This is a genomic window from Bradyrhizobium sp. B039 (assembly GCF_038965675.1).
Classification (GTDB): Bacteria; Pseudomonadota; Alphaproteobacteria; order Rhizobiales; family Xanthobacteraceae; genus Bradyrhizobium; species Bradyrhizobium diazoefficiens.
Genome location: NZ_CP152416.1, coordinates 6,618,904 through 6,636,635 on the forward strand (window position 1 = coordinate 6,618,904; position 17,732 = coordinate 6,636,635).

10 protein-coding genes and 2 pseudogenes are annotated in these 17,732 nt (G+C 60.3%); 10 read left to right on the forward strand and 2 right to left on the reverse strand.

Features of this window, described 5'->3' with window-relative positions:
- The first annotated feature begins 6 nt into the window (after positions 1–6).
- The 6 genes from AAFG50_RS31475 to AAFG50_RS31500 all read left to right on the forward strand — a co-directional run bounded on the left by AAFG50_RS31475 (position 7) and on the right by AAFG50_RS31500 (position 10,514).
- A complete protein-coding gene (locus AAFG50_RS31475) occupies positions 7–1,041 on the forward strand; it encodes a DUF354 domain-containing protein (RefSeq protein ID WP_028176084.1) in 1,035 nt (344 codons plus the stop codon).
- Between the two features lie 677 nt (positions 1,042–1,718).
- On the forward strand, positions 1,719–3,740 hold the full coding sequence (locus tag AAFG50_RS31480) for a heparin lyase I family protein (protein WP_074076706.1): 2,022 nt from the start codon (positions 1,719–1,721) through the stop codon (positions 3,738–3,740).
- Positions 3,741–3,849: 109 nt separating this feature from the next.
- A complete protein-coding gene (locus AAFG50_RS31485) occupies positions 3,850–6,498 on the forward strand; it encodes a type I secretion system permease/ATPase (RefSeq protein WP_074076705.1) in 2,649 nt (882 codons plus the stop codon).
- Complete coding sequence (locus tag AAFG50_RS31490) at positions 6,485–7,909, forward strand: HlyD family type I secretion periplasmic adaptor subunit (protein WP_028176086.1); 1,425 nt, start codon at positions 6,485–6,487, stop codon at positions 7,907–7,909. The genes AAFG50_RS31485 and AAFG50_RS31490 overlap by 14 nt, the downstream gene beginning before the upstream one ends.
- A gap of 389 nt (positions 7,910–8,298) precedes the next feature.
- Complete coding sequence (locus AAFG50_RS31495; protein ID WP_028176087.1) at positions 8,299–9,084, forward strand: class I SAM-dependent methyltransferase; 786 nt, start codon at positions 8,299–8,301, stop codon at positions 9,082–9,084.
- Between the two features lie 974 nt (positions 9,085–10,058).
- Positions 10,059–10,514 (forward strand): hypothetical protein, encoded by a 456-nt coding sequence (locus tag AAFG50_RS31500; protein WP_231166556.1) that lies wholly within the window; start codon positions 10,059–10,061, stop codon positions 10,512–10,514.
- Here the strand turns inward: AAFG50_RS31500 and AAFG50_RS31505 are convergent.
- Positions 10,443–11,939, reverse strand: coding sequence for an undecaprenyl-phosphate glucose phosphotransferase (locus AAFG50_RS31505; RefSeq protein ID WP_028176088.1), 1,497 nt, complete (start codon positions 11,937–11,939; stop codon positions 10,443–10,445). The genes AAFG50_RS31500 and AAFG50_RS31505 overlap by 72 nt on opposite strands.
- Positions 11,940–12,240: 301 nt before the next feature.
- Here AAFG50_RS31505 and AAFG50_RS31510 point away from each other — a divergent pair, with 301 nt between their 5' ends.
- The 4 genes and pseudogenes from AAFG50_RS31510 to galE (AAFG50_RS31525) all read left to right on the forward strand — a co-directional run bounded on the left by AAFG50_RS31510 (position 12,241) and on the right by galE (AAFG50_RS31525) (position 16,001).
- Positions 12,241–13,653, forward strand: a complete 1,413-nt coding sequence (locus tag AAFG50_RS31510) for a polysaccharide biosynthesis/export family protein (RefSeq protein ID WP_231166557.1) — start codon at positions 12,241–12,243, stop codon at positions 13,651–13,653.
- 77 nt (positions 13,654–13,730) lie between these two features.
- A pseudogene (locus AAFG50_RS31515) lies at positions 13,731–13,918 on the forward strand (NAD-dependent epimerase/dehydratase family protein); the annotation flags it as partial.
- Positions 13,919–14,043: 125 nt separating this feature from the next.
- Positions 14,044–15,015, forward strand: a complete 972-nt coding sequence (gene galE, locus AAFG50_RS31520) for a UDP-glucose 4-epimerase GalE (RefSeq protein WP_028176091.1) — start codon at positions 14,044–14,046, stop codon at positions 15,013–15,015.
- 44 nt (positions 15,016–15,059) lie between these two features.
- Positions 15,060–16,001 (forward strand): annotated as a pseudogene (gene galE, locus AAFG50_RS31525) (UDP-glucose 4-epimerase GalE).
- A gap of 1,033 nt (positions 16,002–17,034) precedes the next feature.
- Here galE (AAFG50_RS31525) and AAFG50_RS31530 read toward each other — a convergent pair.
- The gene (locus AAFG50_RS31530; protein ID WP_053815104.1) at positions 17,035–17,415 is read right to left on the reverse strand and encodes a VanZ family protein; all 381 of its coding nucleotides are present in this window, start codon (positions 17,413–17,415) and stop codon (positions 17,035–17,037) included.
- Positions 17,416–17,732 lie beyond the last annotated feature (317 nt).

Consider the following 17,732-nt stretch of genomic DNA (forward strand, 5'->3'; position numbering starts at 1 on the left):
CTGATGATGAATATTTGGTTTGATCTACATAACTCGCCCCACATTAACATGTTTCGACGGCTTATAAGCGAGCTTCAAGGGGAGCATGAAGTAATCATAACGGCTCGAGCGCTCGCGAACACGGTCGATCTCCTGAATCTGCATCGGCTCAATTACGAAGTCGTCGGTAAGCACTACGGGGCCAACGTCGGCAGAAAGCTTCTAGGGTATCCGGTGCGAGTGCGCGACTTGTACCGTTTTCTCAAGGACCGTTCAGTTGACCTCGCAGTTTCGCAAAGCTCCTTCTATTCACCGGTCGTCGCGCGACTTCTGGGTGCCCGATCAATTTATTTGAACGACAACGAGCACGCTCTTGGAAATGTGCCAGCTTTTCTGTTCGCCGATGTGATCATGCTGCCAGAGTTCCTTGACATCGGCAAAGTGCGCTGGCAGGGGGCTCGCGCCGCCAAGGTGCGCCACTTTCCTGGAATAAAAGAAGGCATGTATCTATGGTATTTTGCCGATCAATTCATGTCGCGACGTACTGATAGGACAACGCAGGATCAGCGCAGAGCGGTCTACGTGAGGCCGGAGCCGTGGACCGCTCAGTACTACAAGAGCGAAGTCAATTTCTTGGATAGTCTCTTGCTTGGGCTTCGCGATCATGTCGCTTTGACCGTCCTACCAAGAGGGCGCGCGCAGGGGGCACACTACAGAGCCGAAAAATTCAAAGGCATACGCGTGATCGATACCGCACTCGACCTGGCAGACATAGCTCCGGATTGCGATTTATTTATTGGCGCCGGTGGGACGATGACCCGGGAGATGGCAGTGCTCGGTATCCCAACAGTCTCGATCTACCGATCGGAGCTGCTCGATGTTGATCGTTACTTACTGCGCACTGGGTGTATGCAGCATCGGCCGGACCTTGACGCGGAAACAGCGCTGAAGATCCTCGATAACGCCGCTGAGCGCGGTCCGAACTTGGAATTGCTCCACAAGGGCAAAGTTGCTTACAGCCAGCTGTATTCGCTGATTGTCGAACTAGGCAGCCGTCACTAACCGAAAGCCTAGATGATGATCAAAGCGGCTCTCATTGGGCTCGGCGAGATGGGAATCTCTCATCAAGCCATTATCACTGCTCAGTAAGCCCGGAACGCGAACGAGCCCGACCATATCCCAATCGCTGCGGAAGCTAAGCGATCGCAATCCGCCCATCGATCAGGCGTCACAGCTGAGCTGCCGAACCAGGCTACTAATGGGTCTGCGGGCGAGTACTTGTGTCCACAAGCAAGTGCCCTTTCGGTTCGAAAGCGGGAGATCATTCACCATGGCGAGCACATACCTTGATACCATCGATGGACATCATTTTCGCTTCCCCAAAGGCGCGTCACTGAATTCAGCAGCACGGCAGGCAGATGCCGTAGGTGCCACAGGTGCGCCGTGCGATTCTAATTATCGCCATGCTCGCCTATTTTTTTCGCCACACTTCCTAATTAACCATCCGGCCCAGCAGTAGGGGGGGCCAGCTTCCAAAATTCCCACTGCTTTGAGATCGGTTCGCGGTGCTTCACGCTGCGGGCATGCGCTGTGTCTCGCGCCTTCGCGAGGCGCGGCACATGAATGTGTTCGCGGTGCTGCGAGCATGCAATAGGTCGCGCGCCCTCACGGTGCGCGGCAGCAAAATTCGCTTGTCAACCTCAAAGAGAAGCAACTCTGTAACTCGATGGAGTCCTGAATTGGATACTACTGGCACGATCACGTCATTTTCGCCCATTCCGAAGACCCGCGGTGTAACCATCGGCGGCGACATCTACGGAGTGCACACTGCGGGCAAGAGCTACAGCCTGACCAATCCTGACTCGCAAACTCTGCAATTTACAATTCAACCGGGCGACGCGGGCCCCTACGATACTTCTGGATCAGTCGATCGCTCCGAGATTTGTGCGGCGAACGCCGGGCCAGGCGGTGTTCAGGACATTCCCGTCGGGACTCCCATCGGCATCGACTACCAGTTCATGGTGCAGCCGAACGGGCCCAACAACACGTTCACCAACACGGCGTCATGGTTTGTGACTGGGGAAATGCACAACGACGACTCCGTGAGTGGTGTGGCGACGTCACCGCCGTTCGCAATCCAGCTCGCCGGCAATCATCTGCAAGTTGTCGCTCGCTATTGTCCGCCCGGCGGCAATCCCGGCAACGGGGCAGGGTCCAATATGGTCAACATGGTACTCTGGACCGACCCGAACCCAATTGTGCCCGGCCGCTATTACGACATCAATATCCAGTCCAAGCTCTCGAACACCGGCGCGGGCGGTTATCTCGATGTCTCGATCGACGGCAAACAGGTGGTGAATTATTCCGGCCCGCTCGGCTATGGAGCCGGCACCTACTGGATGGATGGGCTCTACCGCAACGCAGGTCCTACCCAGACCGTGACCGACGACTTTCGCAATTTCACGATGGTGACCGGGTCGACGGCAATCGGCTGGAAGGGTGTGGACGGCACGACATCGTCGTCGGGCACCACCACGTCCACCGGCACATCGTCGGGCAGCACCTCCTCATCCACCACCCCAACGGTCACGCCGGCGGTGACGCAGGCCACTGCCTCTCCGGCGACAGGAATCGAGCATGCCGGCGATACCATCACCCTGTCGCTTGCCTTCAACGAGGCCGTGACGGTGACGGGCACGCCCACGCTGTCGCTCAACGACGGCGGCACGGCCACCTATGTCGGTGGTTCTGGCACGGGTACGCTCACCTTCAAGACAACCGTCGCGTCGACCAACACCAGCACCTCGGCGCTCGCCATCACCGGTGTCAATGTTCCGAGCGGTGCGGCCATCAAGGACGCGAGCGGTGTCGCTGCCAATCTCGCTGGCGCCGTGAAGACGTTCTCCGGTCTGCAGATCGACCCGACGTCAACGACGCCAACAGCGCCAACGACTCCAACGACCCCAACGACCCCATCCGTGGCCACGCCTGTCCTCACGATCGCGGATAACTCGCTCTGGGTGGCCGGGAGAGGCGGTACCGTCGATCTCGGGGCGAAGGTGACAACGACCGACTCCAACGACGTCGTGACCGTGAACATCACGGGGTTGCCCAAGTACGAGACGATCACCGACAAGCTCGATGGTCAGACGTTCCGGGGGAATAACATCACCTTGACGGCAGCGCAGGTCGACAGCGGACTCGAACTGCACTCGTACTATCGCGGCGGGGGCCACCCGACCGCAACGCTCACGCTGACCGCAAGCGCAAAGGATCCGACCACCGGTGCCGTTGCGACGGCCTCGCCGCAGAGCATCACCGTGGTGGATCCTCGACCTACGACGGTCACGACCACGACAACGTCGTCGCACGACCATCACACCGCGACGGATCATCAGCCTGCTGCCGCCACGACGGCCCCGGCCCCGACGACCTCGCAGACGATCGAGCCTACGGATCATCAGCAGACGGCCGCTGCAAACACGGGGTTCTTGGCAAGCCGGGGCTTTGCGCTGCTCCAGCAGCATTTTGACCCGGCTGCCAGCACCCTGGCAACGACCGCTGCCCATCCGACCATGCCGGCAGATCATCCGGCTGCGACCGGCACCACGATGGCGTCGTTCGCAAGCCAGAGCTTTGCGCTGCTGAACCAGTACTTGGCCGCTCACACCGGCCAGGTGGATCCCGGTCAGATCGTGGCGGCGCTGTCGCAGGCGACCGGTTGGGGTCACGACTCGCTGCTGGCCCGACCGCAACACTAAGGCCGAGCCGCACCCAGGCTCAGCGCCTGGGTGCGGCCCCGTCAATCATTGGGAATGCATGAGAAGGAACATCATACGCGGCCGGTAGCCGCGAAGGGTTGAGTATTAAATGGCGATCCAGAATGGAAATGCCCATACCGCAGATCTCGGGCTTCGATCCCTGGCTCTGTTCCTGCGCCTTCATGGCGTGAACGCCGAGCCCGACCAGCTCCGCGACCGCTGCGGGGAAAGCGCAATCGGCATCCGTGCGATGCTTCGCTGCGCCCGCGATTTCGGACTGAAGGTCGGTTCGCGCACGACACATTGGAAACAGCTCGCAGGCATCGGCCTGCCCGGAATCGCAGCGCTGCGTGATGGCGGCTTTCTGCTGCTCGGGAAGGTCGAGGACGACGCCGCGCTTGTGCTGCATCCGACCTCGTCACATCCGAAGTTGATGCCGCGTGCGGAATTTGAAGAAATCTGGGACGGCCGCTTGCTCCTGGCCGGATCTCAAAGCCTCGCCGATCGGGCGCAGCATGCTTTTGCCGGTCTGATTGCGCGCGGACGTGACCTGGTCGCGCTCGCCGGCGATGCTCTGGCGTCTGCACGTTCCGCCGAACGTCGCGATATGCCGGTCCAGGAGCCGGGTCCTGAGCCCACGGATGGCGATGAGTCGGGGCTCATTGCGATGGCGATATTGCTGCGTTGCCATGGCATTGCGGCCGACCCGGAGCAAATTCGCCATCGCATGGCCACCTCGCGGGTCGGTGTGACCGAAATCCTGCGCTGTAGCAGGGAATTCGGCCTTAAGGCCCGGGCACAGCGGTCGAGCTGGAACAGGCTTGCCGTCACGCCGTTGCCGGCAATAGCCGCGCTGCGCGACGGCAGCTTCCTGATCCTGGGCAAGGTCGTCGACGACAGGCTTCTCGTTCAGCGTCCATTGGCTTCCCGACCCGAATCCATGACGCAGGCCGAACTCGAGGCCATCTGGGACGGCGACATCATCCTGATGACCCGGCGTGCGGCCCTGACGGATCTCTCCAGGCGATTCGATATCGGCTGGTTTCTCGGTGCGGTCCACAAGTATCGCCGTCTTCTCGGCGAAGTGCTGATCGCGTCGTTCTTCCTTCAGGTCTTTGCCCTCGTCGCCCCGCTGTTCTTCCAGGTCGTCATCGACAAGGTACTCGTGCATCGAAGCATCAGCACGCTCGACGTCCTGATCGCGGGTCTCGTCGCGTTGACCTTGTTCGAGACCGTTCTCGGCACGTTGCGCGTCCATCTGTTCGCACACACGACGAACCGCATCGACGTCGAGCTCGGCGCCCGGCTGTTTCGTCACCTGATGGCGCTGCCGATCGCTTATTTCCAGACACGTCGCGTCGGCGATTCGGTCGCACGCGTTCGCGAGCTTGAGAACATTCGCCAGTTCCTGACGAGCTCGGCGCTCACCCTTGTCGTCGATCTTCTGTTCACGGTCGTCTTCCTTGCGGTCATGTTCTACTACTCGACGGCGTTGACGTGGATCGTTCTGGCGTCGTTCCCGTTCTACATCGGAATTTCCGCCGGCGCCGCGCCGCTGTTTCGCCGGCGGCTCGACGAGAAGTTCAATCGCGGCTCGGAGAACCAGGCCTTCCTGGTCGAAAGCGTCACGGGCGTCGAGACGCTGAAGGCGATGGCGGTTGAGCCCCAGATGCAACGCCGCTGGGAGGAACAACTCGCCGGCTATGTGGGCGCGAGTTTCCGCGTCCTCAGCCTGAACAACACGGCGAGCCAAGCGGTCCAGATGATCAACAAGCTGGTCACGGCCGCAACGCTCTACTTCGGCGCCAGGTTCGTGATCGGCGGCGACCTGACCGTCGGAGAGCTGGTCGCGTTCAACATGCTGGCGGGGCGGGTAAGCATGCCGGTGCTTCGGCTCGCGCAGATGTGGCAGGATTTCCATCAGGCCCGGCTGTCAGTCGATCGTCTCGGCGACATTCTCAACACCATTCCGGAGCCAAGCTTCAGCTCGGCCCGCGCCGCGCTGCCGGCGATCCGCGGCAAGGTCGTATTCGAGCACGCGACCTTCCGCTACCGCGTCGACGGCCCCGAGGTGCTGCACGATGTGTCCTTCGGCGTCGAGCCCGGCCAGGTCGTCGGTATCGTTGGCTCTTCGGGCTCAGGCAAGAGCACCATCGGCAAGCTGATCCAGCGTCTCTACGTGCCGGAGAGCGGACGCGTGCTGGTCGACGGCGTTGACCTCGCGACGGTCGACCTGACCTGGCTGCGGCGCCAAATCGGCGTGGTTTTGCAGGAGAACGTGCTCTTCAATCGCTCGATTCGCGAGAACATTGCACTCGCCGACCCGGCCATGCCCATGGAGCGCGTCATCGAGGCGGCGTCACTCGCCGGCGCGCACGACTTCATCTTGGAGCTGCCCGAGGGCTATGACACCATCGTGGGCGAGCGCGGCAGCAGTTTATCCGGCGGGCAGCGCCAGCGTGTCGCGATCGCTCGCGCACTCATTACCAACCCGCGCATCCTTATCCTCGACGAGGCGACCAGCGCGCTCGATTACGAAAGCGAGCGCGCCATCCAGCAGAACATGAAGCGGATTTCCGCCGGCCGGACTGTATTCGTCATCGCTCATCGGCTCTCTACCGTGCGCAATGCGAACCGGATCATCACTCTCGAGCATGGCCGCATCGTCGAGGACGGCAGCCATGATGAACTCATTCGCTCGAATGGGCGCTACGCAAACCTCCACTATCTGCAGGCCGGTATCCATGACGTCCGCTAGCCGGAATATCGTTCCGTTTCCGAGAGCCGAGGTTCGACGGCGTGAGCAGGAAATTGCATTTCTGCCCGCGGCGCTCGAGATCACCGAATCGCCGCCGTCGCCGATCGGCCGCGCGATCGGGGCGAGCATCATCGCGGTCTTTTGCGTCGCGCTGTTGTGGGCATCATTGGGCAGCGTCGACATCGTCGCCACCGCGACGGGCAAGATCGTGCCTGGCGGACGTACCAAGCTGATCCAGCCGTTCGAGACAGGCGTCGTCCGCGCCATTCACGTGCGTGACGGACAGAGCGTCAAGGCCGGCGACGTTCTGATCGAACTCGACCCGACGATGACGGAAGCCGATCAGGAGCGCCAGAGAAGCGATCTCGTTGCGGCCGAGCTCGACGTCGCACGGCTGCGAGCCGCGCTCACCAGCGATCCGCTTGCCGCCTTCCGATCACCGCAGGGCGCAAGTGCCGCGGAGATCGAGATGCATCGCCAGTTTCTGATCAGCCAGCGCGCCGAGCAGAGTGCCAAGCTCGCGGAGATCGAACGCCAGCAAGGCCAGAAGGAAGCGGAGCGCGCGACCACATCGGCGAGCGTGGCGAAGCTCCAGGCGACGATCCCGGTGCTGCAGGAGCGGGTCGACATTCGCAAGGGCCTCGTCGACAAGGCCCTGGCTTCGAAGGTTGTCTATCTCTCCGAGTATCAGGAGCTGGTCGGCCTTCAGCAGGATCTGGTCCTCCAGCAGAGCCGGCTCGGCGAAGCCGACGCTGCCATCGCCTTGCTGAAGGAAACGAAAGAAAGGACTGCCGCGGAGTATCGGCGCACCACCTATGACGCACTCGCGAAAGCCGAGCAGAAGGCGGCGAGCGCCGCGCAGGAAGTGGTCAAGGCGGAGCGGCGCACGAAGCTTCAGCATTTGACTGCGCCGGTCGACGGCGTCGTGCAACAACTCGCCGTTCACACGGTGGGAGGCGTGGTGACGCCGGCGCAGGCGCTGGCCATCGTGGTTCCAAGTGAGAGTCAGCTCGAGATCGAGGCCATGCTCTCCAACCGCGACATCGGCTTCGTCCATCCCGGACAGAAGGCGGAGATCAAGATCGATACGTTCAATTTCACGCGCTATGGGCTCCTGCATGGGGACGTGCTCAGCGTGTCGACCGACGCCATCACGCGGGACAGGCCGGGCGGACCGAACGACCGCGCGTCGGGTACGGCGCAAGGCAGCAGCGAGCCGAAAGGCCAGGAGCTGGAATATGCGGCGCGGATTTCACTTGACCGCACGCACATGCAGGTGGAGGACAAGCTCGTCAAGCTCGGCCCCGGCATGGCGGTGACGGTCGAGATCAAGACCGGCGCGCGCAGGATCATCAGCTACCTTCTCTCACCGCTGGCGAGATACAAGCAGGAGGCGCTGCGGGAGCGGTAGACGAAGCGGATCTTCTGCGTCGCGATTGCATGGGCTACCTTCGGCAGGGTCGACATCGTCGCCACGGCCACCGGCAAGATCATCCCCAGCGGCAGGACCAAGCTGATCCAACCGCTGGAGACCGGCGTCGTTTGGGCCATCAATGTCCACGAACGCCAGTCGGTCCTTCCCGCGACGGCCTGCATGATGAGCCTCGCCTTTAACGCGAAAGTCCAAGGGAAGCCCACGGGGTAATCCGAAAGGGCCGGCAATTGACGCGAATTTGACGGTAGAAGACGAGCGAATGAGCACGTTACCCTGGACTCTCCGCACACCCGCTGCCCAGGTCGCCGGAGCTGAACGCCACTGTCGAGTGCGCCGCATCGGAGAGACCGGCCGGAGCCAAGTCGATGAAAGCACGAACCCAGATTCCGCTGACGACCGATTGGGATCACGCGATGGAGGCGATCTCCTGCGAGATTCGCTCAATCAAGAATCCTGGCGGGGTTCTTGAGATCCTAGAAGCTGGCTGCGGCCGGAGGTGGTGCCTTGACATCGGCGATGGCGGCTATGTGCTCACCGGCATCGACCTCGACGCCGAAGCCCTTCGCATCCGCCGCGACGAAACGAAAGACCTACACGAAGGAATCGTCGGGGATCTGCGCACGGCTGATTTCGGTCAGCGGACCTTCGACGTCATCTTCAACTCCTACGTGCTGGAGCATGTACCGGGCGCGCAACAGGTCCTGGAGAACTTCAACAAATGGGTGAAGCCGGGCGGGCTGATCATTATAATGATCCCCGACCCCTTCTCCGCGCACGGCTTCACCGCCAGGATGACGCCGCACTGGATTCACGTGCTCTTCTATCGCCTGATTCTCGGATACAAGAACGCCGGCAAGCCAGGCTATGGTCCCTACCCGGTCACCTACGACAAGGTGGTCTCTCGCGAAGGCATTCGGGCCTTTTGCGGAGAGAACGGACTGGTCCTTGCCGCAGAATACGGACTGTCTGGCGCCAGCGGCCTGAACAAATACAGCCTCAAGACGAAGCTGCTGCAAGCTTACAAGAAGACGCTTCAGGTCCTGTCCCTCGGCCGCCTGAGCTCCGATTACAACGACATCATCTTTATCATCCACAAACCGGCTCTCCCGGCGCGCGCGAACCTGCAGGTCAGCGCCGTCCTTCCCCACTGATCTGCAGGTTCTAGCAACGGATCGGATCTATCAAGCGCCGCTCGATCGCGCGGTGCGGCGCCGCCACACCTCAAGCATAAAGCCCAGTTTCGCGTGGAACGGCCCGCTGCAGTTAGCTGATTGACAACAAAGCTCAGGTGTTCGCTGCCGCACTACCCCTTGGCAAGGCAACGGCATCGTTGGCATCGCTCGACCGGTCGGCTTGACGCGTCGGCTGCGCGAACCGTTCGGATGAGCTTCGCTCCGGCATGAGCGGCGCATGGCCCCTTTGGATTCCAACACTCGCGGAGGAGAACGGCACACCGAGGAGGTAAGCCAGTTTCTCAATTGCGAGCTTATTGGATTAGTCGTCTGATTGCACCGCGAGCAAGCTGCTGTTTCGTCCGTCCGTTGCGACGGTGCCGGCAGATTGCTCTGCCGAGGAGCATCGCTTCTCGGGGCAGTTCTCCGTGCCCTCGCAGAAGGGCACCCTCTCTCTAAGGGAGGTCGATCATGTTCACTGCAACTATATCAGCAGCAGCGATCATAGCGATGGTCGTGTTAACCGGCTCAATCTTTCGCCTTATCCGAGCCAATCTGGAATTATGGTCGGATGAAAACTGAACCACCGAAGGCGCCACCGCTCATGAACGGGACAGCAGGTTCGTTCGAGACATCGAATGGCCAATAGTTGGCCCTATCGTTCTCGCAACGATTTACGACCATTTGGCTTGGCGCGTGGCAGGCCGGCGCGCTTCAGAAGCAGCAGCTTGGCAAAACACATCACGGCCGGAGGCATTACTATCCCGTTTAGGGTACTTCTTCCGAATGAGGCTCCCCCTGGCAGGAAAGAGTCCGAGCCGCGACACATCGAGGTACGAACGCGCTGCCAGCGCCTTGCTTGACACGTGCAGCCATTGCGCGTGCGAGCTCGGAGTGCACAGTATCGACACCTAGCGCGACGAGGACACGTGGGGCGAGGAAATGCCGCACCGTTGCCGATATCGAAGACCGCGAGCGTCGCCGGCACCGTCGGGTTGCTGATTTCGAGCTCGGATGCGCGCGCGACCACGTCGTCGCGCGTGGCGAAGCTCCAGGCGACGATCCCGGTACTCCACATCCGCAAGTGCCTTGTCGATAGGGCCCTCCTCGCGTCCAAGGTCGTCTATCTCTCCGAATATCAGGAGCCGGTCGGCCTTCAGCAGGACCTCGTCCTCCAGCAGAGCCGGCTTCGCGAAGCCGACGCAGCCATCGCGTTGCCGAAGGAAACGAAGGACAGGACCGCCGCGGAGTATCGGCGTGCACGTCCAATACGGCCTGCGATTTACCAAGCCAAACGAAACGATCAGTCAGCAGAAGGAGTTGCAGATCGAGTCGCGTCAATAAGCATTCCAATACGCCTTTCTGGAAAAGAACGTCATGACTATGATCTTAAGATCGAAAATGAGTGACCAGTTGTCGATATAATACAGATCATGCTCCACCCGACGCCGCATCTTCTCGAGCGTATCGACGTCGCCACGATACCCGTTGACCTGAGCCCAACCTGTAATACCAGGCTTGACGTTGTGGCGGCGGGAAAATGACGAAATCAGCTCACCGAACGACTCGTTTTGCGAGGTTGCATGTGGACGTGGCCCGACGATCGACATGTCGCCGGCCAGGACATTGAACAACTGCGGAATCTCATCGACATTGGTGCGGCGCAAGAGGCGTCCAAGACGGGTCACGCGCGGATCGCGTCTGGTCACGGGTTTGAAGTTGTCACCATCCTCCATCACTGTCATCGATCGGAATTTCAGCACGCGAATGTGCTCGTTGTTGTAGCCGTGCCTCGTCTGCCGAAAGAACACCGGCCCACGGGAGTCGAGCTTGATTGCGAGCGGAACGATGACGAAGAGAGGGCTAGTCACAGCAAGTCCAGCGATTGCAACGGCGATGTCGACTCCCCGCTTGATTGCCCGGTTGAAAGGAGTGAGCGGGGACTGGAATATCCGCATCGTCACCATGTTGCCGAACTGAGCGATCCGCGAGACGGCCATGAGATCGATTGTTCCAACAGGGACGACGTGAACGTCTACTGGAAGGTCTGATAAGGCGCTGGCAAGCGCGAGAGCAGAACCAACATCCGATTCCGAAATCAAAATGACGACGTCATCCGCTCGGAGCGGGCGGCAATCCACGACCAGTTGGCGGACATCGGGTAGCGCTTGGACCACGCCGGGGCGCGTCGGAATTGAGAAATCCGTGCGAGCCCGCGGAAAGTCGAACGAGCGGATGGTCCGAATTCCGGTGCCCATAGCTCGTGCAGAAAACTGCAAGCAGTGACCCGGGTCTCCTATAAGGATAACACGCCTGGCGTCGATCAGCCCCGACGCGATGGCAGGCTGTAGCACAGAAAACCATACTGCCCGCGTGCAGAGCACGGTGAGGAGGACACTCCCAGCCTGAGCGATGACGGTCGCGCGCGAGTAATCCTCGGAGATTTTCAGAACGAATATCGTTGAGATGAAGAAGGAGAATACGAGGAGGACGCCACTCGCGCCGCTCCATAGGAAGACGTGGCGGGGCTGCGTTAGGATTCGCGAATATTGCCGAAGTCCTATGGAAACCAGCAACCCCAATGTGGAAATCAGAAGGGATTCCGGAATGTACCTGGCGGAATCCGGCGACCCCAGGAAGACCGCTCGATGATAGACGACAGCTGCGAAATAGGCCGCACCGGCTACGAGCAGGAACTCGGTGCCTGCTGCCAATACCAATAGAGCAGTCAATCTGCTTCTTCCAACGCCTTCTTCGATCGCCCTGCCGCCATCGACCGAATGTGCCGGGCGCTTGGTAGACGCCGGCAAATTGGTGAAGGATACATAACTCATAGCACTCAGCCACCCAGTCTCTCATCACTTTGGCGGAATCAGTACAGTCCCGGCCGCTGGATGGAATTGGCAATAACTGGATGGGACAGGGCAATAAGTGGGTAACTACGATGGTCGATTGAGGCGCGACAGCGCGGGATTAGATTCGAGCAGCAATCGAGGCGGAACGGCAACGAGCGGTTCGGGCGTCAATGAGAGAACTGAACGTAGTTTTGAAGATCGCCCGTCTGGACGATTACTCGGACGGTAGCGATGTTGACGTGCTGCCTTCCGCGAACAGATTTAAAGGACTTTCACTTCGGTGACCACGTTCGTACAGGGAATTGCCGCCATGCCGAACTCCAGACTGCGCAATAGCTTCCATATCGCCTTCTCTGGCAGCGACCTCAGTCGTTGCATCAAATTGGCCTTGGTGGCTGTTGGCCTGGCACTTTCCGTCACGCAGGCAAAGGCCGAATATCTGGTAAACATCGGAGATGTGCTGGAGGTTGCAGTTGCGGGCGTGCCGGAACTGCGGCATCGTGCTGCCGTTCAAATGGACGGGAGTGTTTCGTTGCCACTGGTGGGAACGCTTCCAGTGGCCGGCCTACCCTTATCGCAGATCCGAGCCAAAATCGGGGCTGCACTGGCGAGCAAGGTATTTCGACAGAGGACGTTGGATGGCCGCGAGACGGTGGTCGTGATCGACGCAGACGAGGTCACGACGGCCATCGCGGAGTACAAGCCCATATACGTGAATGGGGATGTATCGAAGCCGGGCGAGTACCCTTATCGTCCGTCTATTACCGCACGCCAGGTCCTCGCCGTGGCAGGCGGCTACGACATTATGCGCATCCGAATGAACAACCCGTATCTCGAGTCAGCAGACCTGAGAAGCGAGTATGGTTCGCTTTGGTCAGAGCTAGCCAAAGAACAGGCGCGTTTGTGGCGCATCAAGACTGAACTTGGAGAGGGAGCCCAGATCAGTCCCGGCGCTCTGATGGACGCGCCCTTGGCTCGATCGGCGATTTCGGAAATCGTTAATGCAGAAAAGGAATATCTGAAAACCAAGCAGAGCGATTATCAGCAGGAAAAAACGTACCTCCAGCACGGCATTCGACAGGGAGACGACGAGGTCCGCGTGCTGTCAGAGCAGCAGAAGAAAGATGACGAAGGACTTCAAGCAGATCTCGAAGATCTGCAGAAAACGACCGAGCTCTTCGGCAAGGGGTCCTTGATCAGCCCTCGCGTTACGGATGCGCGTCGCGCGGTGCTGCTGTCATCAACCCGGAAGCTGCAGACCTCTGCGCAACTCCTGCAGGTCAAGAAGCAGCAGGACGAGTTCGTCAGGAAGCTGGCAAAGCTGGATGACCAGCGGAGGCTCGACCTGCTCCGTGAGCTGCAAGATACCAGCGCAAGGCTCAATCAAATTCGCGAAAAGCTGCAGAGCGTCGGCGAGAAGCTTCAGTACACCACAATGGTTCGATCACAACTCGTGCGAGGAGCCGGCAACAACGCGGAGATTGCCATCATCAGGAAGGGCGATAAGGGGCAGGAGCGGATTGTCGCAAGCGAAGATACCGAGCTGCAGCCGGGTGACGCCGTCGAGGTCAGCCTACACTACCAGGATGGTCCTGCCGTCTCTCCTCGAAGGCTAAGCAGTTCAAATGTTCCATCAGAGGCAGGCCGGACCGATGCGACCGCTGGCGATTCGCTGCGCGTCGGGCAGAGGTGATAACGGCCGACGCAATTCCGGAACGGGACGCTGCGGCGTCTTCCCGCACATAGTTGCGCGCACGGAAGGTGTCCGAAATGATCTTGTTGACCGGAGGTTCCGGCTACATCGGGTCCCACGTCTGCATCGCGTTGCTGGACGCCGGGCTCGACGTCGTCGCCGTCGACGGTTTCTCCAACAGCAACAAGACCTCGAACGGGTCCAATCCATCTGCGGGCGGACACTCGTTTTTCGGCACGCCGACGTTCGGAATGAAGAGGTCATCCGAGGCGACCAGGTGCGCCGACCGCGCAAGCAGGAGGAGCCATATCTCGTTGCCGTCGGAAACAATTGATCCATTCCTTCGCCGGGGCATTTTTTCGCAGAGCTAGATTCGAGGCGATATTGAACGTGGTGAAGATTCTGGTAACGGGTGGCGCCGGCTGTATCGGAAGCCACACCTGCAAAGTATTGGTGCGCCATGGATTCGAGCCGGTTGTCTACGACAACCTGTCACGCGGCAACCGTTGGGCCGCGAAATTCGGCATGTTCGAGTTGGGCGACATCGGAGACGCAGCCCGAGTGCGTTCGATACTGGAGAAATACCGTCCGTCAGCTCTGATGCATTTCGCCGCCTATGCCTACGTTGGCGAATCCGTCGCAAACCCCCTGCTTTATTATCGCAACAACATCGGCGAAACCGCCTCGCTGCTTCAGGCCTTGATCGATTTCACGCCAACTCCGATGGTGTTCTCCTCGAGCTGCGCGACCTATGGTGTGCCCGATCGGCTTCCGATCTCGGAGGATCATCCACAACAGCCGATCAATCCCTACGGTTACTCGAAGCTGGTTGTTGAGCGGATGCTTGCGGATCTCGATGCGGCCCACGGCCTTCGTTCGGTCTCGCTGCGTTATTTCAATGCGGCCGGTGCTGACCCCGAAACAGAAATCGGTGAAGCGCACGAACCGGAAACCCATTTGATCCCATTGGTCCTCGCCGCCGCCCGTGACGGTACGTCGATCAAGGTGTTTGGGAATGACTACGACACGGCTGACGGAACTTGCATCCGCGATTACGTCCATGTGCTTGATATCGCCGACGCGCATGTGAGGGCACTCAAGTATCTCATCGACGGCGGGGCCACGTGTGCGGTCAACCTAGCCAACGAGCGAGGCTACTCGGTACTGGAAGTCGTGGCGACAGCTGAACGCGTTACGGGCAAATCAATCCACGTAGAACTTGTGCCGAGACGGCCTGGCGATCCCGCAGTTCTGATCGGCGCTCTGGAAAAGGCAAGAACCCTGCTCGGCTGGAAGCCGGAACGATCTGACCTGGAGGTTCAGATCCGCGACGCATGGAAATGGATGATGCGACAATCGTGAGCGCCGATGGGCCTGCCCCCCTCCGGCGGGTCGCGCCACCCGCGATGCAGTCCATCAGAGGTTCATCTGCGACGTTCGCTCGTCTTCCGGCATACCGATATCCGGAATGAAGACGTGATCTACGACATGCTTCGTGCCTACGGAGTGACTGCGGTCATTCACCTTGCAGGGCTGAAGGCGGTTGGCGATTCCAACGTACGGCCCATGACGTATTACGAGAACAACGTCCTGGGAACGATGCGGCTCGTATCGGCGATGAAGAGAGCGAATGTAAAGACGCTCGTCTTCAGCTCGTCCGCGACCGTTTACGGGATACCTCAATACCTGCCGCTCGACGAGAAGCATCCCCTCGCCCGACCAATCCGTACCGCCGCACAAAGCTCGTTATCGAAGAGATGCTGAAGGATCTCTGCAGGTCCGACGACGGCTGGCGGATCGGCAATCTGCGCTACTTCAATCCGGTTGGCGCGCACGAAACCGGGCTCGTCGGAGAAGACCCGCTGGGCGTTCCCAGCAACTTGTTACCGTTTGTGGCGCAGGTGGCGATTGGACGGCGGGAGAAGCTGCAGATCTGGGGAGACGACTACGACACGCCAGATGGTACCGGAATCCGCGACTTCATTCATGTGGTCGATCTCGCATCCGGGCATTTGAGTGCCTTGCGCCAGCTCAGACAGCCCGGTCTGATCACGGTCAATCTTGGAACGGGCAACGGCAGTAGCGTTCTGGACGTCGTTCGCGCGTTTGAAGCGGCGAGCGGGCGATCGATCCCCTATGAAATCAGGGAGCGCCGGACCGGTGATGTCGCCGTCTGCTATGCCGATCCGACCTTTGCAAAGGATGCGCTGGGCTGGACGTCGACGCGGTCCTTGGAGCAAATGTGCGTGGAACATTGGCGTTGGCAATTGCAGAACCCCGACGGCTATCAAGGCAGCGAGCCTGTGAAGGTTCGGGAGCGGTCCGGGCATCGCCGTCGTCATGCCTGAGCGTGTGGGCCCGAGGTGCTCGAACGAGCACCGAAGGGTCTGACCGCATGAGCGGGTTCGGGGCGCGCCACAGCGGCAAGCATACCGCCCAAGAGGTAGCTCGTAATGACCCGCCGCAAAGCGAGGTTGGCAGGTAAGATGCAGTCGCGTGGGGATTTGCGATGCCACACTATCGTGCATACGTTCTGGACGAACACGGCGAGTTGGGGGGCGTGGTCAACCTTCACTGCCCAGACGACGCGTCCGCAACCAAGCGGGCCGGGCGGTTAGCGGACGGTCACGAGGTTCAGCTTTGGCGACTGGTCGCCGAGCTCAAATTCGACGATCCGCAGCACCGACCGAAGCGGCGGCGCGGCGCCCGCGCACCGATGCACTGAGCTCGATTGAGCGTTGCGCGTTCGCCCCGCACAATTTGCATGCGGTTGACTGCGAACCACTCGCCGGCTCGCGCTTCCAAGGCGCAGAGCGACCCAGACCGCAGGACCAAGCGGCCGACGGGGCCGCCGCAGGCGATAGAATCGGCGACGGTAGAGCAATAGATCAACTACACGGCGCGATCCCACGGATGCGCATCGGCCTGACTGCACGCCATTGCGCTGACTTCGTGGGTCGAGGCCTAGCCGCACCGGTAATTCGCGGAGAGAAATCGCTCCAGCAGCAGCCCGAACGCCTTGCTTTTGGATGATCAATGCCCCACCCGCGGATAACTCGCCCTGGCCCACGAAGTCGGTAGACTTGGCGTCACAAGGCGATCGCGCCTGGCTTCATAGTCCTTGGACGGCGATGGCCGCCGACGCATCGCCGGCCTTAGCGCGTTGCGCCGCCTGCCGGAAGGCCGAGGACGTCGCTTCCATGGTGAAATATCTCCTCGGCGAAGGCGACAGGAACATCACCGGCACCCGTGCTGACGGTGGACGCCGGAACACCGCCTGACCGTCGCGGCGCCTGACGTGCGCCGTTTGCGGCTCACCGTTTAGAGAAGGTGCCGATCCGCGCGGGCATGAGCCTTGGGCGAAGCAGATCAGCCTGCTCATTAACGACGTTCGCGTGTCAACGGGTCGGGATCTTCGCCAGATCGCGCCATCATCCGGTCAGCCGCGGCGGACAGCGCGAAGCCAACGCAAGCCGAGAGCGCATCGACCACAAAATCCTCAAGCCTCGCATGGCGTCCCGGCACCCATAGTTGCATAATCTCAAGCAGGCCGATCAGCGCAATGGCGACTGCTGAAACAGTCCAGCGCCGTTGCGGATAGGCAAGGCCGAAGAAAATCCCGACCAGAAGGAAGGCGAGCGCGTGATCGCCTGGCTGTCCGAGAACGGGGTGAGGCCGAACGCCTTGAGGTCCGAGCGTTACGAAAGTTACAGCGGCCGCGAGAAGCCACGCTACGAGCCGAAGAAGAGCGGTATTAATCACTAAAGCGCCTCGACTGGCATCCCCAGCTGGGGCTCTTCATTTCTGAGACTCGATTTCAGGAGCATGTTCCCTCCAGCCACCGCAAACGGCAAATCAATACTCGTAACCTTTCAGCAATGCGTGCAGAATTCCTGTTGTGGGTGGACGAAGGAAGAGTACTCCAAAGGGATCGTACACTGAGCCAAAATCCGGATGTGGCCCTCCTGCAGCGCCTCGACGTTGCGGGCTTACGCGCTTGCTGTGGATCGGCACACGACCGATTAGGTGCGAAACATCACTGGACGCTCGACGTATAATTTCAAATAGCGGTTGGTACT